The organism is Pontibacillus sp. HMF3514 (assembly GCF_009858175.1).
In the GTDB taxonomy this organism is placed as follows: Bacteria; Bacillota; Bacilli; order Bacillales; family BH030062; genus Pontibacillus.
The window spans coordinates 3,821,944-3,847,428 of record NZ_CP047393.1 but is presented as its reverse complement, the minus strand read 5'-3'; the positions used below and the strand labels follow the sequence as shown (position 1 = coordinate 3,847,428).

24 protein-coding genes are annotated in these 25,485 nt (G+C 39.9%); 15 read left to right on the top strand and 9 right to left on the bottom strand.

Annotation, left to right across the window (positions count from 1 at the left end; translation table 11 throughout):
• Positions 1-20: 20 nt before the first annotated feature.
• The 3 genes from GS400_RS19420 to GS400_RS19410 all read right to left on the bottom strand — a co-directional run bounded on the left by GS400_RS19420 (position 21) and on the right by GS400_RS19410 (position 3,595).
• The gene (locus GS400_RS19420; RefSeq protein ID WP_160104374.1) at positions 21-1,514 is read right to left on the bottom strand and encodes a Na+/H+ antiporter NhaC family protein; all 1,494 of its coding nucleotides are present in this window, start codon (positions 1,512-1,514) and stop codon (positions 21-23) included.
• 195 nt (positions 1,515-1,709) lie between these two features.
• Positions 1,710-2,330 carry a response regulator gene (locus GS400_RS19415; protein ID WP_160104373.1) on the bottom strand — a complete coding sequence of 207 codons (621 nt, stop codon included), beginning with the start codon at positions 2,328-2,330 and terminating at the stop codon, positions 1,710-1,712.
• Positions 2,327-3,595 (bottom strand): sensor histidine kinase, encoded by a 1,269-nt coding sequence (locus GS400_RS19410; protein WP_160104372.1) that lies wholly within the window; start codon positions 3,593-3,595, stop codon positions 2,327-2,329. The genes GS400_RS19415 and GS400_RS19410 overlap by 4 nt, the downstream gene beginning before the upstream one ends.
• Before the next feature lie 212 nt (positions 3,596-3,807).
• On the opposite strand from GS400_RS19410, the gene GS400_RS19405 reads away from it, so the two are divergent.
• The 3 genes from GS400_RS19405 to GS400_RS19395 all read left to right on the top strand — a co-directional run bounded on the left by GS400_RS19405 (position 3,808) and on the right by GS400_RS19395 (position 7,071).
• Complete coding sequence (locus tag GS400_RS19405) at positions 3,808-4,974, top strand: M20 metallopeptidase family protein (protein ID WP_160104371.1); 1,167 nt, start codon at positions 3,808-3,810, stop codon at positions 4,972-4,974.
• A gap of 385 nt (positions 4,975-5,359) precedes the next feature.
• Positions 5,360-5,518 (top strand): hypothetical protein, encoded by a 159-nt coding sequence (locus tag GS400_RS19400; protein ID WP_160104370.1) that lies wholly within the window; start codon positions 5,360-5,362, stop codon positions 5,516-5,518.
• 437 nt (positions 5,519-5,955) lie between these two features.
• Positions 5,956-7,071 (top strand): acyltransferase, encoded by a 1,116-nt coding sequence (locus GS400_RS19395; protein WP_160104369.1) that lies wholly within the window; start codon positions 5,956-5,958, stop codon positions 7,069-7,071.
• Between the two features lie 71 nt (positions 7,072-7,142).
• Here GS400_RS19395 and GS400_RS19390 read toward each other — a convergent pair whose 3' ends face one another.
• Positions 7,143-7,322: an H-type small acid-soluble spore protein gene (locus tag GS400_RS19390; RefSeq protein WP_027448394.1), complete on the bottom strand. Its 180-nt coding sequence runs from the start codon at positions 7,320-7,322 to the stop codon at positions 7,143-7,145.
• Positions 7,323-7,679: 357 nt separating this feature from the next.
• Between GS400_RS19390 and GS400_RS19385 the strand changes: the two genes are divergently transcribed.
• The 5 genes from GS400_RS19385 (at position 7,680) to GS400_RS19365 (ending at position 13,555) form a co-directional block, all read left to right on the top strand.
• Positions 7,680-8,951, top strand: coding sequence for an L-lactate MFS transporter (locus GS400_RS19385; protein WP_160104368.1), 1,272 nt, complete (start codon positions 7,680-7,682; stop codon positions 8,949-8,951).
• Positions 8,952-8,999: 48 nt separating this feature from the next.
• Positions 9,000-9,365, top strand: coding sequence for a Na-translocating system protein MpsC family protein (locus tag GS400_RS19380; RefSeq protein WP_160104367.1), 366 nt, complete (start codon positions 9,000-9,002; stop codon positions 9,363-9,365).
• A gap of 292 nt (positions 9,366-9,657) precedes the next feature.
• Positions 9,658-12,009 carry an FdhF/YdeP family oxidoreductase gene (locus GS400_RS19375; protein ID WP_160104366.1) on the top strand — a complete coding sequence of 784 codons (2,352 nt, stop codon included), beginning with the start codon at positions 9,658-9,660 and terminating at the stop codon, positions 12,007-12,009.
• 15 nt (positions 12,010-12,024) lie between these two features.
• The gene (gene fdhD / locus GS400_RS19370) at positions 12,025-12,816 is read left to right on the top strand and encodes a formate dehydrogenase accessory sulfurtransferase FdhD (protein WP_160104365.1); all 792 of its coding nucleotides are present in this window, start codon (positions 12,025-12,027) and stop codon (positions 12,814-12,816) included.
• A gap of 223 nt (positions 12,817-13,039) precedes the next feature.
• Positions 13,040-13,555 carry a GNAT family N-acetyltransferase gene (locus GS400_RS19365; RefSeq protein WP_160104364.1) on the top strand — a complete coding sequence of 172 codons (516 nt, stop codon included), beginning with the start codon at positions 13,040-13,042 and terminating at the stop codon, positions 13,553-13,555.
• 52 nt (positions 13,556-13,607) lie between these two features.
• Here GS400_RS19365 and GS400_RS19360 read toward each other — a convergent pair whose 3' ends face one another.
• The gene (locus GS400_RS19360) at positions 13,608-14,015 is read right to left on the bottom strand and encodes a hypothetical protein (protein ID WP_160104363.1); all 408 of its coding nucleotides are present in this window, start codon (positions 14,013-14,015) and stop codon (positions 13,608-13,610) included.
• Between the two features lie 88 nt (positions 14,016-14,103).
• On the opposite strand from GS400_RS19360, the gene GS400_RS19355 reads away from it, so the two are divergent.
• From GS400_RS19355 to GS400_RS20270, 3 genes are all read left to right on the top strand, one after another.
• Positions 14,104-14,463 carry a hypothetical protein gene (locus GS400_RS19355; protein ID WP_160104362.1) on the top strand — a complete coding sequence of 120 codons (360 nt, stop codon included), beginning with the start codon at positions 14,104-14,106 and terminating at the stop codon, positions 14,461-14,463.
• 186 nt (positions 14,464-14,649) lie between these two features.
• Positions 14,650-15,027: a cupin domain-containing protein gene (locus GS400_RS19350; protein WP_236561073.1), complete on the top strand. Its 378-nt coding sequence runs from the start codon at positions 14,650-14,652 to the stop codon at positions 15,025-15,027.
• Position 15,028: 1 nt separating this feature from the next.
• Complete coding sequence (locus GS400_RS20270; protein WP_236561071.1) at positions 15,029-15,205, top strand: hypothetical protein; 177 nt, start codon at positions 15,029-15,031, stop codon at positions 15,203-15,205.
• A gap of 86 nt (positions 15,206-15,291) precedes the next feature.
• On the opposite strand, the gene GS400_RS19345 is transcribed toward GS400_RS20270, so the two are convergent.
• Positions 15,292-16,608 (bottom strand): MFS transporter, encoded by a 1,317-nt coding sequence (locus GS400_RS19345; protein ID WP_236561070.1) that lies wholly within the window; start codon positions 16,606-16,608, stop codon positions 15,292-15,294.
• A gap of 366 nt (positions 16,609-16,974) precedes the next feature.
• Between GS400_RS19345 and GS400_RS19340 the strand changes: the two genes are divergently transcribed.
• The 3 genes from GS400_RS19340 (at position 16,975) to GS400_RS19330 (ending at position 21,209) form a co-directional block, all read left to right on the top strand.
• Positions 16,975-17,595 (top strand): transporter, encoded by a 621-nt coding sequence (locus tag GS400_RS19340; protein WP_160104360.1) that lies wholly within the window; start codon positions 16,975-16,977, stop codon positions 17,593-17,595.
• A 61-nt stretch (positions 17,596-17,656) separates the two neighbouring features.
• Positions 17,657-19,375, top strand: coding sequence for an ABC transporter ATP-binding protein (locus GS400_RS19335; RefSeq protein ID WP_160104359.1), 1,719 nt, complete (start codon positions 17,657-17,659; stop codon positions 19,373-19,375).
• Between the two features lies 1 nt (position 19,376).
• Positions 19,377-21,209, top strand: coding sequence for an ABC transporter ATP-binding protein (locus GS400_RS19330; protein ID WP_160104358.1), 1,833 nt, complete (start codon positions 19,377-19,379; stop codon positions 21,207-21,209).
• A gap of 56 nt (positions 21,210-21,265) precedes the next feature.
• Here the strand turns inward: GS400_RS19330 and GS400_RS20515 are convergent, their stop codons facing one another.
• Together GS400_RS20515 and GS400_RS19325 are read right to left on the bottom strand one after the other, a co-directional pair.
• Positions 21,266-21,748: a CBO0543 family protein gene (locus tag GS400_RS20515; RefSeq protein ID WP_370519804.1), complete on the bottom strand. Its 483-nt coding sequence runs from the start codon at positions 21,746-21,748 to the stop codon at positions 21,266-21,268.
• 145 nt (positions 21,749-21,893) lie between these two features.
• Entirely contained in the window at positions 21,894-22,082 is a 189-nt protein-coding gene (locus GS400_RS19325; protein WP_160104357.1) for an H-type small acid-soluble spore protein, read from the bottom strand.
• Positions 22,083-22,342: 260 nt separating this feature from the next.
• Between GS400_RS19325 and helD the strand changes: the two genes are divergently transcribed.
• Complete coding sequence (gene helD / locus GS400_RS19320; protein WP_160104356.1) at positions 22,343-24,631, top strand: RNA polymerase recycling motor HelD; 2,289 nt, start codon at positions 22,343-22,345, stop codon at positions 24,629-24,631.
• Positions 24,632-24,704: 73 nt separating this feature from the next.
• Here helD and GS400_RS19315 read toward each other — a convergent pair whose 3' ends face one another.
• On the bottom strand, positions 24,705-25,451 hold the full coding sequence (locus GS400_RS19315) for a lipase family protein (protein WP_370519721.1): 747 nt from the start codon (positions 25,449-25,451) through the stop codon (positions 24,705-24,707).
• Positions 25,452-25,485 lie beyond the last annotated feature (34 nt).

Sequence of the window (25,485 nt, the reverse complement as noted above, 5' to 3'; positions counted from 1 at the left end):
GGCACTTTTTACTTTGGTCTCTACATGATAAACCCAGCAACAAGGAAGAACACGGAAGCTACGCCTGCAGCTGTTAATGCATAAGGGAGCTGCGTGTTGATGTGCTCCATGTGATCGCAATCTGAGCCAACGGAGGACATGATACTAGTATCCGAGATCGGAGAGGTATGGTCTCCAAATGCTCCGCCTGAAAGGACTGCGGCAGCAGCAAGGATTGGATCTCCGCCGGTTGCTAGCATTAAGGATACGCCGATTGGCATCATAATCGCCCAAGTTCCGAAAGATGTTCCCATAGAGAATGCCACAAATCCAGAAATGATAAATAAGGCTAATGGGATGATTGCGCTAGGAATCACGCCTTTTGCTACTTCACCAATGAATGCAGCTGCACCAGTTCCTTCTGGAGCTGTTGCGCGCATGATGTCACCTAGTGTAACAGCTAATAGAATAATAACAGCACCTAGGATGACGGTTTTTGAACCTTCAAATAGTTCTTCAGAGAATTGTTTTGGTGTCATCAGCTTACCTAATGTGTACTTCAAGAAGGCAACGATAATACCAAGGCCGAAGCTGATAATAAGCATTTTGTTACCGTCTAAAGGAAGCTTTTCAACCTCGAAGAAGTACGGTAGCGTATAGTTCCACATGCCAAGTAAAACAAGTGTTGCAATTGAAACACCAAGTGGAAGTAACATGTCTGAAGGAGATGCATTTTTACCTTTATTCGGTTCTGCAGTAGCTGCAACCTCTTGCTCTTCAGATCTTGGCTCTTTTCCTTGCTTCGCACGTTCTTCTGCTTTTTTCATAGGTCCGAAATCTTTCAATTTACCACTAGCAAAAAGGAATACCATAACTAAGATGACGATGTTATAAAAGTTGTATGGCACAGTTTGTGCTAGACCAGCAATAGGGTCATTTACACTTGGAATGTTATCTACCATGAGCGCTCCCATGAATGCTACCCAACCAGAAATCGGTACAAGAACGTTGATTGGAGACGAAGTTGAGTCTAGAAAGAACGCTAATTTTGCTCTAGAAATATTCATACGATCATAAATTGGTCGGAAAACGGTTCCTGTTGCTAGGGAGCTGAAGTAAGCACTTGTGAAAAGAGAACTTCCCATTAATGCAGTGGATACTTGAGCACCTTGTTTTCCTCGAACTTTGTTAGCTAACCAATTACCGAATGCATAAGCACCGCCCGATTTATTAAGGACGCCGATAAATGCTCCAAGTAAGAATACAACGATGATGAGTTCAGCACGTCCAGCTCCTTTAACGAGTCCCATGCCTCTGATACCTGCCTCTGCATCAGCAGGGTGGCCGGCAATGGCGCTGAATAGGTTGAGAATGGAATACATAATTGCGTGCAGGACACCGTTCGTTTTAATATCAATCATTATTGTCCCTACCAAGATTCCTGCAAGTAATGATGGGACAACTCGCTTAGACCAAATGGCTAAGACCAAAGCGACTACGGATGGTAATAAAGATAATAGGCCGAAATGTTCCATATAGCATCTCCTTTCGATGTCTAAATTGTTTGAAATGTTAAAAATCATTATAAGAACTCATTTTTAATTTTCATACAGAAAAAAATGAAAAAAAGTTGAGAAGAATTGCTTGGGAAGGGAGGGAGTGTAAAAAGTGGTATCAGCGATCGCTGATAAAAGTAATCCAATAAAAAACACCCGCCCAAAGGCGAATGCTTAAACGGAGTACCATTGATATAATTTTTTCGGTCGCCCCATCTTTTGGTGGGAATCAATCTGCTTTACTTTGCCTTCATTCAGCAAATGAGTTACGTACCGATAAACTGTTGGATAGGCAAGGTTGACCTCTTTTGAAATTTCATCTACAGAGCTTGGTTCAGGTTGCTTTTTCATAAAATCCTCGATATGAGAGAGTGTGTTTTTACTAATTCCCTTAGAGCTGAACACATTGTCATCCTGGACTTGAGAACCTTTCAAATTAGCTAGCTGAACATGGAGCTGGATTCTTGAGATGATATCCGGAGCTTTTACTGGTTTCAAAGCAAAGTCATTGGCTCCCTCCTGAAGAAAGCGATCAGCAATCTCTTGTCTTTCATCTACTGTTAGAACGAGTATAGGTATTTGAGAGTGATGGCTTCGAATTGCTTTCACAGTTTGAATCCCATCCATCTCTGGCATATGATAATCAACAAGAATGAGGTCATAATTCCCTTGTTGGAATAAATCTACGCCCTTTTGTCCATTTTCTGCAATCTCTGAGTCCCATCCTGCATGCTTGCAAATTTCAGTCAGCATATAACGTAGGGATGGATCGTCATCAATGATTAAAATGTTCATAGCTGTACACACTCCTTTGGTAGAACAATCCAGAAGGTTGTTCCCTTTTTTAATTCACTCTCGATTTTCAAGGTAGCATCATGCTCATCAACGACGTTTTTCACAAACGTCAAGCCAACACCAGGATGAGCTTTCGTACTGTATCCAGCATTCCAAATTTTTTGCTGTTCCTTTTTAGAGAGTCCCTTTCCATTATCCTCTACGCCTAGCCAGATACCTGATTCATCGAATTCCGATCGAATAGTCACCTTAGCGCTTGCTTTCCCATCAACAGCATCACAGGCGTTATCAATCAAGTTCACAATGGCTCTCGTCATACGAATTTTATTTACATACACTTTTATACTTGGATCTGCGTGAAGTTCAAATTGAAAATCAATTGATTGGTCGGTAAGTTTATTGGCTCGTACATATTCAATCAACCTTGAAAGCGTACACCAGTTTTTCTTTTCTTCATACAAAATCTCAGAGACCATGTTACTTGTAGATTCGATCGATTCGGATATTTGCTCTGTGTATTCTAGAACATCCTGATCTTTGGATTTCATTTGAATCAAGGAGTTTAAGCCTTCAATAAGAGAAAGAGGAGTTTTTAAGTCATGAACTAGGTGCAATGCTTCACGACCTGCGCGAGATTCCACCATTTCACCTCTAGCAATATTTAAGTCCTGCCTCATACGCCACTTTTGCTCTGAAACAGTTAGATAGACAGCTAAAACAACCGCATTGATCATGAATATACCACATAATAACAGGCTGTATAACGATAATGTGTTGCCAAAACCGATATTGACTGCGATCTCTTTCACTTCACTGGAGATCGGTCCTCCTCCAAATCCTAGAGGTGTTAAAAAGATAACGGTATCCAGCCACTGAAATCCAAACAGTAGCTGAGCTAATACAAAGGATTTCAGTATTGGCCTCATGCGACCTTTTCCTAATAAATGCAACAATACGATTGATATCAATAACAGTAATGCTGGGCCACCAAAATCATAATTAAGCGGATTGTAGAGGTTGATTGTCATATAGACCAGCGGAATGATGATGAAAGGAACAATGAACGTCAGCCATGGCTTGTTAAGCTTTTTGGCTAATTCATCTCCTAATAAAAGTGATCCAAGATAGTGAGGAAGAGCACGGACCGTATTAAGCATGACCAAAACAAAGGCCGTTAACATCAACGTATTGCCGGTTGGATCACTTCTAAGCTCATCCATCATGCTCGTCAGACCGGTTTCATCAGCTCCTAGCCATAACGGCATGGAGACCCCTAAAAGGATAAGGGAGATTTTAATCCATATACCTTTGGATTGTATAAGTGAATGATACATAATAAGCTCCATTCCTCAGAAAAAAATGAAAAAAAGTCAAAAGGTCTTTTTTGCTACGAAACAATGTACCATAATTTATCTTACATTTTAATACTAGATTCAGATAAATACGAATGTTTTCCTTCCTAAGGAGTGTTCTATACATGCATGAATTACTAAAACAAGCTAAAAACCTTGATCATACCTTAACCGAGTGGAGAAGAGACCTTCACCAAAATCCAGAATTGGGATTTGAAGAAAGTCGTACGTCCCAATTTGTTCAACAGCAATTAAAAGAATTAGGTGTACCCCATGTCCAAGTTGTTGCTAAGACAGGTGTGACAGCTCTAATTGAAGGAGAAGAGCCTGGACCCACTGTAGCGCTACGGGCTGATATAGATGCTTTACCGATACAAGACGAAAAAGATGTCCCATATAAATCACAAACAGATGGAAAAGCACATCTATGTGGCCATGATGGGCACACAACCATGCTTTTGGGAGCAGCGAAACTTCTCAAGGACAACCCTCCAAAACGGGGAAACATTAAGTTAATCTTCCAGCCAGCTGAAGAAGGTTTATTTGGTGCTCAAACGTTAATTGAACACGGCGTATTAGAAAATCCAAAAGTAGATGCCATAGCAGGATTGCATGTAAATCCAATGGTACCTACAGGTCAGGTTACTTGTACCCAAAGAGAAGCCTGTGCAGCTGCCGACTTTTTTGATTTAGAAATTAAAGGCCAAGGAGGACATGCAGCTCATCCTCACTTATCAACGGATTCTATTACAGTAGCATCAGAGGTTGTAAGTTCACTACAACAAGTAGTAAGTCGTCAAATCAATCCTGTTTCACCAACTGTGCTTACAGTTGGACAAATTCAAGGAGGATCAGCCCCAAATGCCATAGCACCAAGCGTGAAAATGAGAGGAACAGTTCGAACACTTGACCCTGATGTACGCTCAACCATTGAACATCGAATGGAGAGCATCATTCGTGGGATTACTGAAGGCTTCGGTGTATCTTATGATTTTCAATATAACTACTTTTATCCACCAGTAGTAAATGATGAGTCACTTGTACCAAGTGTAAGACAAGTGACAGAGGAAGTTTTAGGTTTAGATCAATTTTCCATTGTGAAACCATCCATGGGAGGAGAGGACTTTTCCTTCTATGCTGAACAAATCCCAGGAGTATTTTTCCGATTAGGGGTAAGAAATGAAGAAAAAGAAGCCACGTATCCTCTTCACCATCCAAAATTTGATTTAGATGAACAAGCCCTACCATATGGAGCAACCTTGTTAGCTCAGTGGGCTTTGAATCAACTATAAATAAAGTGCCTTCCTCTTTAATTGAGGGAGGCATTTTTGATGTTGGCTATGTTAGTTGTAGCTGTTCATAGGGAAACATAAATGAACTATAAATTATGCTTAGGGGTTATTCAGTTATATGGCAGTTATATGGAATAACTGTTTTAGTGAGAGAGGCGGTTCCGTTGCTATTGTGGAGTGCGGCGGGCTTGGGAACGGGTTGCTTTCCCCGGACGAACGATCGAGCCTCCTCATCCGCTACGCTTCTTGCGGGGTCTCGCTCGCCCGTTTTTCCGGAGGAGTCAACCCGTTCCCAAGCCCACCTTAGCCGAATGGTGATGAACGGAACCGTAGTGATATGAGGAGGTAATGCTTACGGACATTTGTTCCGCTATTTCACCTTAAAATGGTTTTTCTAAAGAGCTTACGGACATTCATTCCGCTAATTGCTGCAAATCACCTTAATAAAGAGCAATCTGTCACAAATAAGGTACCATATGTCCGTAACGACTCTCGAAATGCCTTAAAAGTTCAAAATAACGGAACAGATGTCCGTAAGGTTTAGAACTCACACACTAGGGTCCGTTATTCTTCATAAACGCAAAGGGCGGAAGGAAACGGCAAACTCCAGTGGTAGAAAGGGCGGATGAGACCCCACAGAGAACGGAGTGAACGAGGGGGATCAGCTGCTCTTCCGCAGGAGTATTGCCGTTACTCTGAACCCCTACCTCTCATAAAAGCAACGGACTGCTCTCAACTTATCTCGATTCCAAGTCTTCCGCATAAGGGGGCTTTAATAGAAGAACTTAATTCAACAGAAATGCATAAAAAATGCATCTGTAAATTCATTTCCAGTAGATACCACTCCAAAATAGGACAAAAAACGTTATACTAGTTCGAAAGATTTATTATGTATGAAGCATGAAACTTTTCCGAACAGAATGAAGTGAAACCGTGGTATAGTTACCAAGGTTAACTTATGAAATAAATGAGGAATGCAAAATGACCAAGAACAGAATTGATTCGATCTTTCTGCTTCGACTATTTGCCATGTTAATGGTTGTGTTGGTACATGTAACAGGACAATTCCAGTCAACGCTTCCATTTGATAGTGGAGCTTTTCAAAAATACCACTTTATCAACCGTATAGTGCGAATAGAAGCAGGAATATTTATTATGATCACAGGCATGGTGTTCTTTTTTAACTATATGAAGAAGAACTTAACCTGGGATGTATTAAAAGATTACTATAAAAAGCGTGTAACATTTATTCTTGTCCCATATTTAATTTGGGCCGTTTTTTATGAGGTTTATATGTACCAAATCGGGTTTCGTGAAGTGAATATCATGGAATCAGTTGATCGTATTTTACACGGAGAATCCTATTATCAATTGCACTTTATCTTTCTAATTGTACAATTTTATTTAGTATTACCACTCTTTGTGTATATGGCACAAAAGCTCAACTTTTTCAGAAAGTATATGTGGGCGTTTGGATTTGGGTTTGAGCTATTATACTTTTATCTCAATACAACCTATGAAATAACAACGTTCCACGTATTTTTAAATAGTATTGGGACGTTCTTGCTAGGGGCTTGGATTGGGACGTACTACAATGAAATGCGTCAAAAGATCCGTAGCTACTCAAGCGTTCTTCTTTTCATAGCAGCAACAGTTGCTGGTCTAGCAACTGTTTATCTGCATTATGATATGTATATGCTAAATGAATCAACGCTACCAGGTATCACGTACAAATTTGTTAATCTGATTTATATGGTGACAGGAAGTTATCTGATCTTCCGCCTTGCAGAACTGGCGAGTGAAAAGATGCCAAATCGTTTATTTGGGGCCGTGAAAAATGTCGCCGTTTACTCATTTGGTTTTTATCTCCTTCACCCTGTTGTGTTAAGAGAGGTTGCAAAGTTCATTCCTGCCGATCCAAGCTATATGTTCCACCTCCAAATGGGATTACGTTATGTAAGCACCGTAATCTTTTGCTACCTAATCATTTGGACAGTTCATAAATTTGTTCCAGGAGCTAGTGCCATTTTCGGTAAACTTCCGAAGAAAGCATCTTTTGTTGTGCCAAAGCAGTCTGAGCAAAAAGTAACTATGTAAAGCAAAAGCCTGTCTCTTCGTAACATGTAAACGATGAGACAGGCTTTTTTGATTCACCTTAAGAGTCTTTTTTATCTTTCCGTTAGCTCATCTAGTGAAACTTGATGCTGTTTTTGAGGATTTTCAAGCTCATATACACTAGCTGTTTCATTATTTTCATTTACATTTTGGATATAGATTGGATCCCCGTTATAGGTTACATTAATTAGATTTTCGGATTCGCGTATTTCTTTTGCACGTTGTTTATCCATTATGCATACCTCCTTTATGATTTAGATATAGTATGTGATGAAGGATGAAAGTCTATGTATGATGATGTATATTTTTCTAACTAAAACCATTGGTGTTATTAAATGGATAAATAACTTGACTTCGAATCATCTATTGGTCTATTATGTAATAAGAAAATTCCAAAAATTAAAGCGCTTACTGGATTTGATAAGGAACAGCGATCCTGTTACCTATTAATTTCAGAAATAAATGAAAGCGCTACAAAAATGAAATGTGGTTTAGCTTAGCGATCCTGTGTTAAATTACCGTCATTTTCCTATTGGGCATACCTATGGGAAAATGACGGTTTTTATATTTAAAATAAGGAGTGAAGAACATTGAGTAAAACAAAAAATCGTTGGCTCATCGCACTTTCAGGGGTAGGGATTCACCTTTCGATTGGGTCTGTATATGCTTGGAGTAATTTTACGAATCCTTTGGTCAATGAGTTTGGTTGGAGTAATAGTCAAGTACAACTAACCTTTAGTCTGGCTATCTTGTTTTTAGGCTTAGCTGCAGCATTTTTAGGTAGTTTTGTAGAGAAACATGGTCCGCGTAAGTCTGGATTGCTTGCTGCTACACTATTTGGTTTAGGAGTGGCGGGATCGGGACTAGCCGTTAATTTTGGTTCCTTACCTCTCTTGTACATATTTTACGGAGCGCTAGGTGGAATCGGTCTAGGTGTTGGTTATATTGCACCGGTTTCTACGCTTGTTAAATGGTTCCCTGACCGTCGAGGACTTGCAACAGGGCTTGCGATTATGGGATTTGGATTTGCTGCCGCTATTAGTAGTCCTATTATGGATTCTTTGATTAAGTCCGTGGGCATTGCTGCTACGTTTTACATTTTAGGTATTGCTTATTTTGTTATCATGCTTATTTCTTCTTTATATTTAGAAAAGCCACCTGAAGGTTGGATGCCAAGTGGTTTTCAGGAAAAAGTGGAGAAGGGTGAAAAGAAAGTTAAAGCTGATTTAGCTCAACTTACTGCAAACGAAGCAGTCAAAACAAAAAGATTTTACTACCTGTGGCTGATGCTCTTTATTAATGTTACATGTGGTATTGCCATCTTATCAGCTGCAAAACCACTAGCAGAGGAAAGTGTAGGGTTGAGTACCGCTGAAGCTGCTGCTCTGGTAGGTGTTCTGGGGCTATTTAATGGGTTTGGTCGTATAGGCTGGGCAACACTATCTGATTATATTGGGCGTCCCAATACGTACACATCGTTCTTTGTACTGCAAATTGTTGCTTTTGCTATATTGCCTAATGTATCATCAGTCATAATATTTCAAATTTTATTAGCAATTGTGTACACTTGTTATGGAGGCGGATTTGCTTCGATACCCGCATTTATTGGGGATATCTTTGGGACAAAACAGCTAGGAGCTATTCACGGGTATATCCTAACAGCATGGGCAGCAGCTGGTTTAGTTGGACCTTTGTTTGCTGCATGGATTAAGGATACGACTGGAAGTTATGAGAACAGTCTAATCTTTTTCGCTGGCTTGTTTGTAGTAGCACTTGTGATCTCGTTCTTAATAAGAGTTGATATGAATAAGCTTAAGAATAGTACTCCAGCCCAAGATGCACAACCTACGCTAAACCAATAAATCATGTTATACTCGCCTGAAACTAAGCATAAAAAGGGAAGAATGATCATGAATAAGTTTGAGGCAGAATTTAGTAACTTGGTACGTGCCTTTCGAAAAAAGCATATGGGAAAAGGCCCTCAAAAGATTACAACGACTTTTTGCAAAAATTGGGCGATATGTGAGATGGAAGGCAATATGTCTCCAGTAGAGAAGTTTATAGCTTCCAATAAAGATGGAGAACAAATGGTACGAGCCGCCCGTACGGAAATGGTGAAAAATATTTATAAAAACCATTATCCACAAGAGATGGAAGATTTGTTAGGAGCTAAATTTTTAGATCTTTTCGTCGATATTGATATTGAAGCCGATTTAGGAATGTCGATCTTCGTATTTGATCGAGATCTATCAGAAAGCATTCAACTGAAAAAATAATAGAGAAGTGTGTTGGCACTTGGCAGCGATCCTGTTAAAGACTACCACCGTAAACCTCGTTATACATATGTGTAGCGGGGTTTCGGTGGTTTTTTATTTATTAAAAGCTTGCCAAGAGGGAAGCTTTCTTTTTTTACACGTTAAGAAAGTATAAAATTTTAGCAATGGAGAAATTCGACGTAGTGAAAATTTTGAAAGTATGAAGTATAAGCGCAGCTAAGCCTCTGTCTGCGCCTTAATTGGCTTGCCAATCGGCAAGTTTTCTTTAGAAAAGAACAGGAGGGAATTTCACATGGGGAATACGAAACATGAAGGTCCAATGAAATTAGAGAAAACTCCAGATCCGAAGCACTGGGTTAGTCCTGTACCGTTCGGATTAGGTAAGATCAAACCAAAACATATTCGTGACACAATGAAGGTTATGTGGGAAAACAAAGATAATCTTCCGTATGCTACAAGAATTCTAACAAAAGGCGTTTGTGATGGATGTGCGCTAGGGGTAAGTGGACTTCAAGATCAGACATTAAAAGGTCCGCACTTATGTACGACACGTTTGAACGTACTTCGCTTAAACACAATGCCAGCGATTAAAGAAGGGGTATTACATCAGGATATCGATGAGCTGAGAAAAATGGACAGCTCTGAACTCCGAAAACTTGGTAGAATCCCTTATCCATTATCACGTAAGCCAGGAGAGAGCACGTTTAAGCGCATCTCATGGGACGAGGCGTTGGATAAAATGGCTACCAAAGTGAAGAACATTGATCCAAAGCAGCTTGCGATGTTCTTAACAGCTCGTGGTATTACAAACGAATCATATTATGTTGCAGGGAAGGTTGCACGCTTCTTAGGTACGAACAATATTGATAACGCTTCCCGTATTTGTCATTCACCTAGTAAAACGGCATTGAGTCGCTCACTTGGAATTGGAGCTTCAAGCTGTAATTACCAGGATTGGATTGGGTCAGATGTGCTTGTATTCTGGGGGTCTGTTGCGGCAAACAACCAGCCTGTTTCTACAAAATATATGTATGCAGCTAAGCGTAAAGGTACAAAGATCATCGTGATCAATCCATATTACGAGCCGTCCATGGACGAGTATTGGATTCCTTCTATACCGGATAGCGCTCTCTTTGGTACGAAAATTGCCGATGATGTGTACCAGGTCAATATCGGAGGAGATATTGCCTTTATGAATGGCATCATGAAGCATTGGTTTGAGATGGAGGAAGTACAGCCGGGTTCTGCTATTGACCATGATTTTATCAATGAACATACGAATGGTTTTGCTGAATTAAAGGAACATGTTGAGAATCAAAACTGGGATGATCTTGAACAATCTTCTGGTCTATCACGAGAACGAATAGAAGAATTGGCGATGCTTCTAGCTAAATCAAAAAGTGGAGTATTCGTGTGGTCCATGGGCTTAACGCAGCACCGTTTTGGAACGGATAACATTTCACAAGTAGCTAACCTCGCTATGCTAAAAGGGTTCATTGGAAGAGAAAAATGTGGCGTGATGCCAATTCGCGGACACTCTGGTGTACAAGGCTCGGGTGAAATGGGGGCAGATCCTTTCGTGTTACCAGGAGGAGGCTTCACACCAGAAAATATCGATCGTGTCGAAAACGTCTGGGGCTTTGATATCCCGAAATGGCAAGGAGATATCGTTGGTGAGTCAATTGAGCATGCGATTTTACCAGATGATCACGAACGTAAAATGAAAATGTTCTATACTTCTGGTGGAAACTTTTTAGAAACGATGCCTGACCCAGCCTTTATTAAGCAATGTTTAGAAGAGGTCGAGTTACGTGTGCATCAGGATATTATTTTGAATACCTCCACTTTAGTTGATGCGAAAGAAGAGGTACTAGTTTTGCCGGCTATGACACGTTATGAACAACCGGGCGGGGGAACCTCTACATCAACAGAGCGTATGGTTTATTTTTCTCCGGAAATAAAGGGGCCACGAATCGAAGAAGCGCGTCCTGAATGGGAGATTTATATGGAACTTGCCAAGAGAGTAAAGCCAGATGAGAAGCACCTAATTGAATATGAGGATGCTCAACAAATAAGAGATGAGATTGCAGTAGCTAATCCAAATTATGATGGCATTCAGCATTTAAAAGAGCAAGGTGACGTATTTCAATGGGGAGGCGCCTGGTTATGTGAAGGTGGGGAATGCCCGACACCAGATGGACGTGGGAACTTGCTTCCGATTGAAATTCCGGAACGCCGTAAAACCGAAGGACGCTTCTATGTCACCACAAGACGTGGAAAACAATTTAACTCGATGATCTATGATGAGAAAGATCCATTCAATAATGCAAGTCGCTATGATGTACTGATAAATGAAGATGATGCAAAGGAATTGGAGATCCGCGAAGGTGAAGCCATTGTTGTTTATAATCAATATGGGAAGTTGAACGGTTATGCGAAATTCGCGAATACCAGAAGCGAGAATGTTTTAGTGTACTGGCCTGAAGGGAATGTGTTGATTCCAAAAGGCGTTTATGAAAAATATGCTGGGATTCCTGAATACAATACCGCAGTCATTGTGGAGAAGGCTGAAACCTTCCATGCCCAGAAGGATACGAAGTACGTAGAAAAGCGCGTGGAAGAACTGGAGATGGAAACAACTTAAAAGAGGCGTTTGATTATGAAAAAAGAGATTATGGAACAACGACATGTACACAAATATGAAGTAGATTCATTTGATGAGGTCGAGGATACAGTAGCCTCAGAATATCCGCTCACAATTATGGTGAACGGTGAGGAATTCGCCACAATGGTCTGTACTCCTGAACATTTGGAGGAATTGGTTATTGGTTTTATGGCATCAGAGGGATTAATCCTTTTTTTAAATGAGGTAAAGTCTCTTCAGGTAGATGAGGACCAAGGTTTTGCTTATGTAGAACTAACCAAACAGGTGCAGCTTAATCAGGAAGGGCACTCCAAGCGTTTTATTGGATCCTGCTGTGGGAAAAGCCGGCAGTTCTATTTTCAGAATGACGTGAGAACAGCCAAGACGATCCGGACAGACACAACGTTATCGGTGCAAGCTTGTATGAATTTGATGAGCAAAATGCAGGAGACCTCCTCGAACTTCCATATGACAGGAGGATTGCATAATGCAGCGCTCTGTACTACGGATGAAATCGTGGTTTCCTATTCAGACATCGGCCGCCATAATGCACTGGATAAGATCTATGGCTACTGCCTAAAGAACCGAATTTCCTTACGTGATAAAGTTATCGCATTCTCTGGACGTATTTCTTCTGAAGTGCTTTTAAAAGTTTCAAAGATTGGCGTTGGGATTATTCTATCTAAATCTGCACCCACTACACTTGCGCTGGATTTAGCGGATGACCTTGGGATCACGACAGTCGGTTTTATTCGAGAACATCGACTAAATGTGTACACGCACCATAACCGAATACAAGAATCATAAGGGGGGCCATGTGCCTCCTTTTTATGTTAAGCACAAAGGTGGAGAGTGACGCTTAAGAAAGAAAAGTCACGCCTAAATGAAGTGTATGACACCTACGTATCAAAACCTACGCTCATCCTTAGATCAATCACTTTTACGCTCTTTAGCTAGGTGACCCTGCTCAATTTGTCGCTCAGATTTCAATTCATGAGTTAAACTTATACAAGAATGGAGGGGGGAATGGATGCATCACATACGTCAAGAAAATGAAGAAGATATAAATGAAGTCAAAGAAGTGAATGATCTGGCATTTAATCAGGAAGATGAATTTGAACTGATCGAGCGCCTAAGAGATTCGAATGCTTTTATTCCAGAGCTTTCGTTAGTGGCAGTAAACAATGAAAACAATGTAATTGGCCACATTCTTTTCACACGGATCTCTATCGAGAATGAAGGAAGATCGGTTCCTTCTTTAGCGTTGGCACCAATGGCTGTTCATCCTCACTTTCAAAAGAAGGGCATTGGAGGATCTCTTATAAACGAGGGGATAAAGCGAGCAAAATCTTTGGGCTTTGAATCAGTCGTGGTTCTGGGGCATGATCAGTACTACCCTAAATTTGGCTTCTTAAAAGCAAGCCACTATAATATCGAAGCTCCTTTTGATGTACCTGATGAAGCCTTTATGGTTCAAGAGTTAAAAGAAAACGCTCTTCAACATGTAGAAGGCACCGTTAGATACTCAACACCATTCATGGAATAATAAAAAGGCGCATCCTTCTAAAAGAAGGGCGCCTTTCCCTTAAATAACATTCCTATGTTATCCCTTTAAAGCCTAACCCCATAATTTGATCCGAGAATAAAATCATTTCATCCAGCATTGTTGTCTCCCCATTAGTCAGGGGTTTAATAATAGCGTGTTTGATGTGAATAGGTCCTGATACGTTGAAAGCTGTCATCTCTGGTGGAAGATCATCTAAGCCACCCTCAAGATCTTCCAAACCATATTCAAAAAAGGTGGGTTTATTCGATTCTTGATCAAATAAATTCACCTGTCCCTCGATCATAGTTGATTGGGTGAAAATCACGAGTTTCCCTCTTTTGTTTACAAACTCTTGTTCTGTTAAATCGCCATTATCTAATTTCTTTTTTAGCTCAACCATATGGGTAGTAAGAGCTTTTTTGTGGTCCATGGCTAAGTTTAAATCTTTTAATTTCAGCATGTTCATCCTCCTAATTCATATCGCTTAATTGGTTAATGGTTTATAATGGAAATATAATGAGTTGCATTTTAAAAAAGGGGGGCTACTGTTGTTTTTTATCAGGAATGGTTTTGAGATTATCGCTCTTGTATGTCTTTCTTTGTTGCTTATAGAAAGTTATTACCCTACTGTTGGGGTTTTTCAAGTATTAACTACGACAGTGCTCCTCGTTGTTCTTGTACTTAGTTTTATATTTGGCATGCTCACTAAACCAAAGTCTTCCACAAAAAATGAAAGAAAAGCCCCATATATCTCCATTTACTTATTTAGTTTACTCTTACTTTTAAATTTACTGCCCAAAACCAATCCTGATGCTGTGTTTTCTCTTGATAATGGTACGTTTTGGTTCGCTATTATTATTGTTGCATTTGAATTATTCTTCTATAAAAAGAGAAAACAGAGTACATAATTTCATTCTAATCACTTCTTTTCATGGTATATTGTTCCCTCCTATCTCCATAACTTTCTCATGTCTATATAAGACTAGCATAGGATAGATAGACTGAATCCATTGGAAAGGGGAGTTAAATCTATGAGGGTCAATGTTTCGGGATGATTTTCGTTTCTACCAATAGGAAAATATGGAGGGGAATAGATGGGATTACAAAGAAGGATAGAGGATGTATTAGGACCATTAAAATCTCCGTCGAAAGAGGAGTTAAAGAAAGCGATTCAAGATATGAACGTATCATTAGACAAGGTTGAACAAGAGTTGCAATCACCAGATGGAAAACCCTATTATCGAAAGCTCCTTTTTAGTAATGATGAAGTTGAGTTATTAGTAATGAACTGGTCACAGTTAGAATGTGCTCCTCATGATCATGGGAGTTCTTATGGCTGGATTCAAGTCTTAAGTGGCACAACAAATAATACGGTTTACGAAGTGAAGGGAAATCAGTTACCACAAGAACTTTTTTCGGAAATACAGCAAAAAGGGAAGCTTTTTTTTCGCTCCGAAAAAAGGTGTTCATAAAATGAAAGATGAAGTTGGGGCAGGTCTAGTGACTTTACATCTTTACGCTCCTCCTATAACAGGTATGATGGTTTATGATTTAGAAACCTGTGCTGCATGTGTTGTATCCGATGATTGTGGTGCCTGGTGGCCTGAGAAATTAAGGGAGAAGGTGAAGGAGATTCAGTTAAGGCAATAATAAAACAAGGACATTCTGGGATGGAATGTCCTTGTTTTTATTTTGGAATAAAAAGAACCACCTCTGGCTAAAAGAAGTGGTTCTACTTACTTCGCTAATTTTCTAGAATAGATGAAAAAGATCACGCACGATAACGTCATTAATCCGGTAATGAATAAAAACGTGTACTGAAATGATTCTGCGGAATAGGATCGTCCAGCTAGTTCAAGGAAAATTCCAGCAATGACTGGTCCTGTCGCTGATCCAACAAATTGGATTAGTTGTTTGAAACCAATACCAGAACCAATCAATTCATCTGGTAACATTCGTGATACTTCATTTGTTGAGCTAGATGATAGACTCGAGAAACCAAAGCTTGTAAACATGTAACCAAACATAATCATATACGCGCTCATTGGTGAAAGGAAGTAAAAGATCACCGTTGAAATGGTAAGCAGCACATGCGCCATTAGCATAATTTTGATGTTTCCGTATCGATCAATCAATCGCCCAACATAAATCGCAGCTACGGCAGATAATAGAGCACCTGGAAAAATGATTAATCCCACAGTAGAAGGGTTTCTGCTGAATACATGCTGAAGCATTAATGGCATGAGAACCAAAATCGCAAAGTGTGTTGTAAACCCAAGGTAGCTCATATAAAGAATGGTACGGTACCCTTTGTTTTTCAGAAGCTTCGGTTGGATAAACGGCAACTCCATGCGATTTATTCGTAGCCACAATAGTCCTGTGAGAAGAATCCCCGCAAATGCATAATACCATTGTAATGTTGATATAAAGACTAGGAATGACGTCACTGTAAGTCCTGTTAACAGAGCACCTATTATATCAAATGTACCATGGCTCACTTCTTCTTTTGGCAGTAATCGACTTAAGACCGGGATGAGCAGCATCACCATCAGCGTAAATATGAATAAATAATTCCAATCAAGATAATCTGTGATGGCTCCGCCTACAACTGGTCCAAGCCCGAATCCAAGAGATGATGCCGAAGCGATCAACGCCATCGCGCGTCCCCTCTTTTCAATCGGAACATAACGGCCGGCAAAAACAAATGAAAGACCTGGGATCGCAGCTGCCCCGGCAGCTTGTGTTAAACGGGCAATCATCAGCCATATAAAATTAGTCGTAAAAAATCCAAACAGAGATGCTGTTCCAAATATAGAAATTCCTATAAATAAGAGTCTTCGTATGGGTAAATAATCGGACAGTCTGGTGTAAGTGATCGTAAATATCGCCAGCACAATCGAATACCCAGACACAACCCAAGCACCTAAAGAAGGAGATAGTGAAAAGTCCTTTAACACGTTCGGCAATGCGACATTAAACATGGTTGTATTCATTACAACAAGCCAAACGCAAACACTTAACGTAATAACCGTTTGAAAATATCTGTTGGTCATAGATGCCTCCTGTTGCATGAGTTACCTCCTTGGTGTGAATGTTATAGTTTATATCGAACTCGAACGTAAAAGTGGAGGGGCGTTCACCTCTATTAGCAGTTCGCCCGAAAAGTCAGAGAAAGCGCTCGAATCCAAGCAAGTTTCGCTCGCAAAAGTATAAAACCGCCCGCACTATCTAAATTACTGCCTGCAAATGCCACAATATCGCTCGATACTAAATGATTTCTTTCTACACTCGAAATACTTTAACATAGAGCATGAGGTTATGAAACTATTATGTTTTGGTAAAAGCGTCACTGCCAGTCTTTCCGGTTACTAAAACAATCATGATATAATAGAACGAACTCAATCTGGGAGAGAGATCGAATGAAGAAGCAAGTTTTTAAACGATTGTATGAAGGCATCATGATTCTATTAGTGATGATGACCATAATGACCCTTTGGACAGAAAGTGCTTATAATTCTGCTATAAATTGGGTGGTGTGGTTCATCTTTTTTGTGGATTTTGTTATTCGCCTTACGGTCTCCAGTAAAAAATGGGAGTTTATTAAGAAGAATCCCTTTCTCGTCATCGCGGTTATTCCGCTCGATCAGTTTTTCCAGATGGCACGTATAGTTCGTTTAATTTATTTGTTCCGTATTAAAACCATTACTAAGTATTATATCCAACCCTTTGTCCAAAAATTGACGTACCAATCAAAGGTGTGGATCTTTACCTTTCTTCTATTATTCTTACTCGTTCAATCATTTCTTGTCTGGCGTTTAGAGGAAAATGTTCTTTCGTTTTGGGATGCGACCTATGCTGTTTTTGGACACCTGATTTTCTTCGGTCATCGCATGGTAGATATCCAAGAGGGAATTTCTCTATGGATGTTTGTGATCACTTCCATTGTAGGCGTTCTCCTCCACGGGTTAGCTTTGCAATGGGTGTTTACAAAGATAGAAACTATTATTGAAGATCGTAAGCATAATTCAGCACAATCATGATCAATCGTAGCAATCATATATATAAAAAGATAGTTGTACAAAGCAATTGGGGGATCAAGGTATGAAGGCAGTACTTACATATTTACGCTCGTATAAGTTTTCTTTTGTGATGGCCATTGTGCTTATGCTCGTTGAATTGGCTGTTGAACTATCACAACCATTTTTAATGGGGGTTATTATTGATCAAGGGATTTTGCAGAAAGACATGTCAGCTGTGGCTACATGGGGAGGGTTACTACTTGGCTTATCGCTCGTAGCTTTTGCAGCGGGGATAGCTAGTTCATTCTTTGCGGCTAATGTTAGTCAGGGAGTAGGGCATGACCTAAGGAGAGACATGTATGAAAAAATACAGGCGTTTTCCCCCATTCATTTTCAGTCTTTTCCGACATCTTCGTTAATAACTAGACTCACTAATGATGTGACACAGGTTCAAGGGTTCTTGTTTATGGGGATGCGTATCATGCTTCGTGCCCCCCTTTTCATCATTGGTGGAATGATCATGGCATTTGTTGTCCATGCACAATTGGCAGGCATTCTTCTAATGGCTGTACCGTTTCTTTTTATCCTCATGTTCTGGATTATGACAAAAGGCGTTCGACTTTTTCAAAAGGTACAAAAGCGACTTGATGGCGTGAACCGCGTTATTCGTGAAAACCTCGTTAATATGCGTTTAGTCAAAGCCTATGATAGAGGAGAGTATGAAAGACAAGGTTTTTTGAACGTAAACATTCCTCTTATGAAATCCAATAAAACTGCGCTGCGCCTTATGGAAACAACGATGCCTATCGTGATGTTCGGGATGAACGTTGCTCTAGTTGCGCTACTCTGGTTTGGTGCTTTGGAGTTACGTACAAATGGAGCACAAGAAGGGGAGCTTGTCTCTGTATTGAATTACGGGACTCGAATGATGTTCTCATTTTCTGTGTTTACTTTTTTGATTATGATGTTTTCACGAGGAAGAGCATCTGCAACACGGATAACGGAAGTTTTGCATCAAGAATCTACCTCAGAAGTATGGAAGGACACATCTCCTCAGAAAGACATATCTGGAAGTATCACTTTTGAATCCGTATCCTTCTCCTATCCTTCTTCTCAAGTACCAGCATTACATGATGTCTCTTTTAACATTGGAGCGGGGGAGATGGTAGGGATTCTAGGGGAAACTGGGTCTGGTAAGTCATCACTGACACAACTTATACCAAGATTATATGAGCCCACCAGTGGAACCATTTATATCGATGGTCAAGACTCAAGCGAAATAAATATCAAAGCATTAAGAAAGCAGGTCGGGTTTGTCCCTCAGGAAGCTCACCTTTTCACGGGTACGATTCGTGAAAACATTGCATGGGGCAAAGATGATGCAACGAATGAAGAAATTCAGAGAGCAGCGGAAGAAGCCAATATCCATCGCTTTATAGAAAGCTTAGCAGAGGGATATGATACTCAGATCGGTCAAAAAGGTGTAAATCTATCGGGCGGCCAAAAGCAACGACTATCCATAGCTAGAGCTCTGGTTAAAAAGCCAAGTGTGCTCGTTCTAGATGACAGTACGAGTGCGCTTGATGCAAATACAGAAGCGGATATTTTACGAACCTTGCAAGAATTAAAATGTACGGTGTTTATTATTGCGCAGAAAATCAGCTCTGTTAAAGAAGCCGATCACATTATTGTCCTTCGCCAAGGGTCCATTGTAGACCAGGGTAACCACAATGCCCTGCTACAAAACAGTAAGATGTATCAACGTATTTATGAATCGCAGGTACAAAAAGGGGTGGTGTAGGATGGCGAAGCAAACGGAAAATCGAGGTCGTTCACATCCACACCAAAATCGTGGGATGAAGATCCAGCCTCCTAAAATTGATGATATAAAGGGAACGGTCTTCCGGATATGGAAGTACTTAAGTCGAGAAAAAGGTAAGTTCCTTCTTGTATTATCTATGGTGCTTATTAGTTCTATACTCTCTTTGCTGGGCCCCTATTACCTTGGGGTGGCAGTGGATAAAGTGATAGCTAACCCTGATCCTGATACTCTTCTTTGGATGTTAGGATTACTGTTACTGATCTACCTGTTTCAGTTTACAGCAGTGTTCTTGCAAAACTTTTGGATGATCGGAATTGCTCAAAATAGTGTATTCACTATGAGAAATGATCTTTTTTCTCACTTACAAAAGCTTAATATGTCTTTTTACCAAAAGAAGCAGCACGGGGAAATCATGAGCCGCGTAACGAATGATATTGAAAATGTAAGTAAAACACTAAATTCATCTGTCATTCAGTTCACGACAAGTACTATTACATTAATAGGAACCGTAGGGATGATGCTCTGGCTCAGTCCAATGCTTACGCTTTTAACACTAACGATTGTGCCAGTCATGTTTTATGGTATGAAGTGGATTACGAAGCGAACGAGTGTCTTTTTTAAGGAGCAACAAAAGAACCTAGGAGAATTGAATGGATTCATCGAAGAGTCCATTACCGGGCATAACATCATTAAAATGTTCTCGCAGGAAGAAAACATGATTGATTCCTTTAAAAAGAAAAATGAAGCGCTCCGTAATAGTGGATATTGGGCTATGACATATACAGGCTTCATCCCAAAACTTATGAACATGCTGAACAATGTAAGCTTTGCTATTATTGTAGGTCTTGGTGGTGCTCTAGCCATCGGTGGGGGATGGGGTGTCTCGATTGGTGTGATTGTTACATTCACCACGTATTCTCGTCAGTTCACCCGACCGCTGAGTGATCTGGCTAACCAGTTTAATATGATCTTATCCGCTGTTGCCGGGGCAGAGCGAGTATTTAACATTTTAGATGAACCAGAAGAGAAAGATGCTGAAAACGCTAAAGAATTAAGTGACCTAAACGGCGAAGTGGAGTTTAGAGATGTATCCTTTTCATATGAAGGGGATGAGGATACGTTAAACAACATTAACTTTCACGCTTCTCCGGGAGAAACAGTTGCACTTGTTGGTCCAACTGGAGCAGGGAAAACAACGATTATATCTTTGCTTGCACGTTTTTATGAACCGGAATCAGGTGAGATTTTAATTGATGGAAAAAATATGAATGAGATTACACGGAAAAGCCTTCGCAACCACGTTGGTACTGTACTTCAGGATTCTTTTTTATTTGAAACAACCGTTCGAGAAAACATTCGTTACGGGCGATTAGACGCAACTGATGAGGAGATAGAGGAAGCAGCGAAATCTGCCAATGCACACCATTTTATAACCAATCTCCAGGATGGATATGATACAGTTCTCCAGTCAGACGGAAGTGGCATTAGCCAGGGGCAAAGACAGCTACTGTCTATAGCACGAGCGATGCTATCCAATCCATCACTCCTTATTCTGGATGAAGCAACAAGTAGTATCGATACGATTACGGAAATCAAAATAAATAATGCTCTTGGAAAGCTAATGGAAGGAAGAACAAGCTTTGTCATTGCCCATCGATTAAATACGATTCAAAATGCAGATCAGATTCTTGTGCTGAATGAAGGAGAAATCATTGAACGTGGTTCCCATGAGGAATTAGTGAAGCAGGATGGATTTTATGCTGGACTGGTATCTACTCAGAGTCAAAAAGCTTCTTCTTATGGAAACCATTAATCTCGAGATAAGAAAGATCCCTTATTAAGGGATTTTTTCATATATGAACTTCTATTTTATGAGCGTAAATCTACCGGAGTTTGTATTGGAATGTTAAAGATTTTAATTAATATGATTATGATGATAATGGATAAACCATATGCGATAATTGGACGTTTTGAATGCAAGACAATCATAGGGAACATGACGATGTAAAATAGCGCGGACCACCAAATCGACCATCCATAATTATAAGATAACCTATGAAAAATATGGACATAAATGATTTCCCATACCCAAAGGCCTGAAGCCCATAAAAATATATAAACATATGGTGAGCCTTGTTTGAAAGGATAGAAGTGCAAAAAAAGAATAACAATGGAAGGTAAGAAAAGGAAAGTGAGAAAGAACCCCACCGTTTGATGATTGCTAAATATTTCTGACTTCCATCTCCATAAATAATAATTGGCACAAATAAAGTTATATAATAAATTCATTAATGCAACATACAAAATAGTGGAATGGTACTTATGAAATGATTGCCAACTTTTCGTCAACATGGCTACGATGAATAAGGATATTGAAAGAACTGCCGTCATTATAGTCCCTCGCTTAAAAGGTTGTCTTTAGAGAGGTTTTCCTAATAAGAAAGAAATCATTCACACAAGGATAAGCCAGTGACCTGCATTCACTGGCTTTCAGATGTTAACCCTTATAATCTTCTTTCAATTCACGAAGCGGAACATCCTGCTCTTGTTCGGGATGATCTAATGGGAAGACACGTGCATTTTCTCTTGTTTCATCCACATGTTGTATATAAACTGGTGTTCCATTATGAGAAACGTTTGCCATAATAGGGGATTCTGAAACTTCTTTTGCTCGTCGTTTTTCCATGTGAATAACCTCCTTAAGATGAGTTGATCTTATTATGAGGAGAGAGGTTATGGGTTATGCGTCTAAAGCGCATTAAAAAGCACGATTCTCAAACGAGAACCGTGCTAAAATGCTTGATAAACATGAATAATCATGGTACACTTTAAACCTATGTATAGCGGTTTTGCTTATTTAAATTATATCTATCCAATATTAATTTTACATGAGTGAAATCCAAATGTCAAATAATATAGATCAAATCCTACAGGGGTGATGATGCGGTGACGGAGAAGCATGAAGATTGGCAGTTGGAACAGCAACGGATCAACAACGTATTAGATGAAATTGAATATAAAAAAGAAAAATTAAGAGAAAAAGTTGGTGACGTAAAAGGCGAGGTCATCGGACTTCGGGAAAACTTCTGGGAAGATGTAACTGTCAACCTAGATGAGCACGATGATGTCGTTGAAACCGTGAACAGCCTGAAGCAGCAAGCTGAGCTTTTAGGAGAGCGTGAACGAAGTCATAAGCACTTTTATGATCAATTAAAAACCTTACAGCGTATGCAGAAAAACCCTTATTTCGGTCGTGTTGACTTTCGTGAAGGTGGGGATAAGACAGCGGAAGAAATTTATATAGGAGTAGGTTCCTTAATGGATCAAAATGATGAAGATTTTTTGATCTATGATTGGCGCGCCCCTATATCAAGTCTATATTACGATTACTCACCAGGACCAGCAGAGTACAAAACACCTGAAGGAACAATTGAAGGTGAGATGGAGTTAAAGCGTCAGTTTATTATTAGAGATGGTGATCTGAAAGGTCTTTTTGATACTGGGGTTACAATCATGGATGAACTTCTTCAGGAAGTGCTTGGCAATAACGCCAACACTCAAATGAAAAGCATTGTAGCAACAATTCAAAAAGAACAAAACCAAATTATTCGTTATGACAAGAGTAAGTATGTGGTTGTGCAAGGTGTAGCAGGAAGTGGAAAAACCTCTGCAGCACTTCAGCGTGTAGCGTACCTTTTATACCAATATCGAGGGAAAATTGACGCAGATCAAATGATGTTATTTTCGCCAAACCCGATGTTTAATAGTTATGTAGCAAACGTATTACCTGAGTTGGGTGAGGAAAACATGGATCAAACGACTTTCCAGGAGTATATGGATAAACGTCTTGAAGGTCGCATTGATTTTGAAGATGCCTTTACGCAACTTGAGTACTTACTAACAGCTAAGCAAGATGACCATTATCATATCAGACTGCAAGGAATCCGTTTCAAAGCGAGTCTGGCTTATAAAGATGTCATTGATACCTATGCACAAGACCTTGAGCAAGAAGGCATGATCTTTCGTAATGTAAAATTCCGGGGCAAAACCATTGTTTCTGCCCATGAGATCCATGAGTATTTTTATGGCCTAGAGGATTACATTACGATTCCCAATCGTATTGAAATGGTAGCAGCGTGGATCCTTAAACGCTTAGAGGCTTTCTCGCGAAAAGAACGTGATGAGGACTGGGTTGAAGAAGAAATTGAAATGCTGAGCAAAGAGGATTATTTGAAGATTTACCATAAAGTACAAGAAGGTCGTGAAAATGAGGACCGCTTTGATGACTACATTCGTGAACAGGCAATCCTGGCAAAAGCGATTGTGAACAAGTACATGAAACCTATCAAACGTAAGATTAAGGACTTCCAATTTATTAACATGACCGCAATCTATCGTCAGCTCTTTACTCGAAATCAAGATGTTGATCATGGAAGCTGGAAGGCCATAGCAGACCAATCGAATGAGCAACTTCAAACCAACCTTCTATATCACGAAGATGTAACACCATTCTTATATTTAGAAGATCAGTTAAAAGGGATTCACTCCTACAATAAAACGCGCTACCTGTTTTTAGATGAAGCTCAGGATTATTCACCATTCCAACTTGAGTTTTTCAAGCAGCTTTTCCCAAATGCGCGAATGACCATTTTAGGAGACTACAACCAGGCTATTTACGCACACAATTTGAATGCCCCAACTCCACTTTCAGAAGAATTGTATCAAGATGAAAAGATGGAGAAGATGACACTTTTAAGAAGTTATCGCTCGACTAGACCGATCATTGAATTTACAAAAAACATTGTGCCGGGTGGCGAAGATATTGAGCCATTTAATAGGGAAGGAGATGTCCCTACTGTTACAGTGTCAGAAGATTGGGCAGAGCATACGGATGCTGTAATTGAAAAAATTCGTGATTTGGAAGAAGAGTCTTATGATACAGTAGCTGTTATTTGTAAGACTGCAAAGGAAGCACGGGAAGCGTATGAACGGTTGAAGCATGATGTCGATATCCGTTTGATGGATAAGGATACCTATACGTTTGAAAAAGGGTTAATCCTGATTCCGGCATACCTCGCAAAAGGGATCGAGTTCGATGCGGTTATGATTTATAACGCATCAGATGAAGAATATCATCAGGAAATTGAACGAAACCTCTTTTACACTGCCTGTACGAGACCAATGCATGAACTGCATTTATTCTCACTGGGTAAAGTGACAAGATTTATTGAGTAATATTAGAGAAGTGCCTGTCCCAAGGTGTTGGGGCAGGCATTTTTATGCTCACCCACTTGTAGCCATTTAACCATTAAGGAAAGGTCCTCACACCTTCTTCATAGGTATCCAGTGAATGGTTCTCCCGTACACTCTCATTTTGAATCGCGAACTTCATAGGAGTAGGAACATGATTATAATAAATTGTCTTTTTCAACAGAAAGGATTTAATAATAGGGGTAGGGAGTTTCGGTACGAGATCATAGAAGTTAACAAAACGAATACTAATGGGAACATTAGAGCGGAAGACGCGTTTGAATGATGTATCTCCTACACGTGGACTGCCATAATTGTACATCACAACTTGGGTGAATTCGGTATTTACTGTAGCATCGAGTGCATGGAGTGTAGCTAGTGCTCCACCCAAGCTGTGTCCTGTAATGTATAGTTTTTTATAAGAAGGTATTGTCTCATAAGCTTTCATGATTTCATCGCGACAGGAATCATATATCGATAGGAACCCGTCATGGACTAAACCACTATTTGGGACATATGGGTAGGGTCGTTGGAAAACCTGGGCATCTGACACCCAGTCCGGGTCAGATTGAGTACCTCGAAAGGCAATCAAAACTGAATCAGGTGATTCTAAGATGAAACCAAACCATTCCCGAGAGTGTAAAGAACGTGCCTTGAATTGTTTAATTAGTTGGAAGCCTTTTGGAATTTGAAATTGTCCATTTGTCTTATATTGAACATAGGTTAGTCTGCATAAATCAATAAGAAAAAGAGCTAATTCTTTATGAAAATAACGCGAAGCATTCACGATTTCCCCTCCAAACATAAGTGGTTTCTACATTGTATGGAAGGGTTTATGG

What these genes read in the sequence shown, in the direction of transcription:
- GS400_RS19420 (WP_160104374.1), bottom strand. Translation starts at nt 1,514, where the DNA reads ATGGAACATTTCGGCCTATTATCTTTATTACCATCCGTAGTCGCTTTG.
- GS400_RS19415 (WP_160104373.1), bottom strand. Translation starts at nt 2,330, where the DNA reads ATGAACATTTTAATCATTGATGACGATCCATCCCTACGTTATATGCTG.
- GS400_RS19410 (WP_160104372.1), bottom strand. Translation starts at nt 3,595, where the DNA reads ATGCCGTTATGGCTAGGAGCTGATGAAACCGGTCTGACGAGCATGATG.
- GS400_RS19405 (WP_160104371.1), top strand. Translation starts at nt 3,808, where the DNA reads ATGCATGAATTACTAAAACAAGCTAAAAACCTTGATCATACCTTAACC.
- GS400_RS19400 (WP_160104370.1), top strand. Translation starts at nt 5,360, where the DNA reads ATGGTTTTTCTAAAGAGCTTACGGACATTCATTCCGCTAATTGCTGCA.
- GS400_RS19395 (WP_160104369.1), top strand. Translation starts at nt 5,956, where the DNA reads ATGACCAAGAACAGAATTGATTCGATCTTTCTGCTTCGACTATTTGCC.
- GS400_RS19390 (WP_027448394.1), bottom strand. Translation starts at nt 7,322, where the DNA reads ATGGATAAACAACGTGCAAAAGAAATACGCGAATCCGAAAATCTAATT.
- GS400_RS19380 (WP_160104367.1), top strand. Translation starts at nt 9,000, where the DNA reads ATGAATAAGTTTGAGGCAGAATTTAGTAACTTGGTACGTGCCTTTCGA.
- GS400_RS19375 (WP_160104366.1), top strand. Translation starts at nt 9,658, where the DNA reads ATGGGGAATACGAAACATGAAGGTCCAATGAAATTAGAGAAAACTCCA.
- fdhD (WP_160104365.1), top strand. Translation starts at nt 12,025, where the DNA reads ATGAAAAAAGAGATTATGGAACAACGACATGTACACAAATATGAAGTA.
- GS400_RS19365 (WP_160104364.1), top strand. Translation starts at nt 13,040, where the DNA reads ATGCATCACATACGTCAAGAAAATGAAGAAGATATAAATGAAGTCAAA.
- GS400_RS19360 (WP_160104363.1), bottom strand. Translation starts at nt 14,015, where the DNA reads ATGCTGAAATTAAAAGATTTAAACTTAGCCATGGACCACAAAAAAGCT.
- GS400_RS19350 (WP_236561073.1), top strand. Translation starts at nt 14,650, where the DNA reads ATGGGATTACAAAGAAGGATAGAGGATGTATTAGGACCATTAAAATCT.
- GS400_RS20270 (WP_236561071.1), top strand. Translation starts at nt 15,029, where the DNA reads ATGAAAGATGAAGTTGGGGCAGGTCTAGTGACTTTACATCTTTACGCT.
- GS400_RS19345 (WP_236561070.1), bottom strand. Translation starts at nt 16,608, where the DNA reads ATGACCAACAGATATTTTCAAACGGTTATTACGTTAAGTGTTTGCGTT.
- GS400_RS19340 (WP_160104360.1), top strand. Translation starts at nt 16,975, where the DNA reads ATGAAGAAGCAAGTTTTTAAACGATTGTATGAAGGCATCATGATTCTA.
- GS400_RS19335 (WP_160104359.1), top strand. Translation starts at nt 17,657, where the DNA reads ATGAAGGCAGTACTTACATATTTACGCTCGTATAAGTTTTCTTTTGTG.
- GS400_RS19330 (WP_160104358.1), top strand. Translation starts at nt 19,377, where the DNA reads ATGGCGAAGCAAACGGAAAATCGAGGTCGTTCACATCCACACCAAAAT.
- GS400_RS20515 (WP_370519804.1), bottom strand. Translation starts at nt 21,748, where the DNA reads ATGTTGACGAAAAGTTGGCAATCATTTCATAAGTACCATTCCACTATT.
- GS400_RS19325 (WP_160104357.1), bottom strand. Translation starts at nt 22,082, where the DNA reads ATGGAAAAACGACGAGCAAAAGAAGTTTCAGAATCCCCTATTATGGCA.
- GS400_RS19315 (WP_370519721.1), bottom strand. Translation starts at nt 25,451, where the DNA reads ATGTTTGGAGGGGAAATCGTGAATGCTTCGCGTTATTTTCATAAAGAA.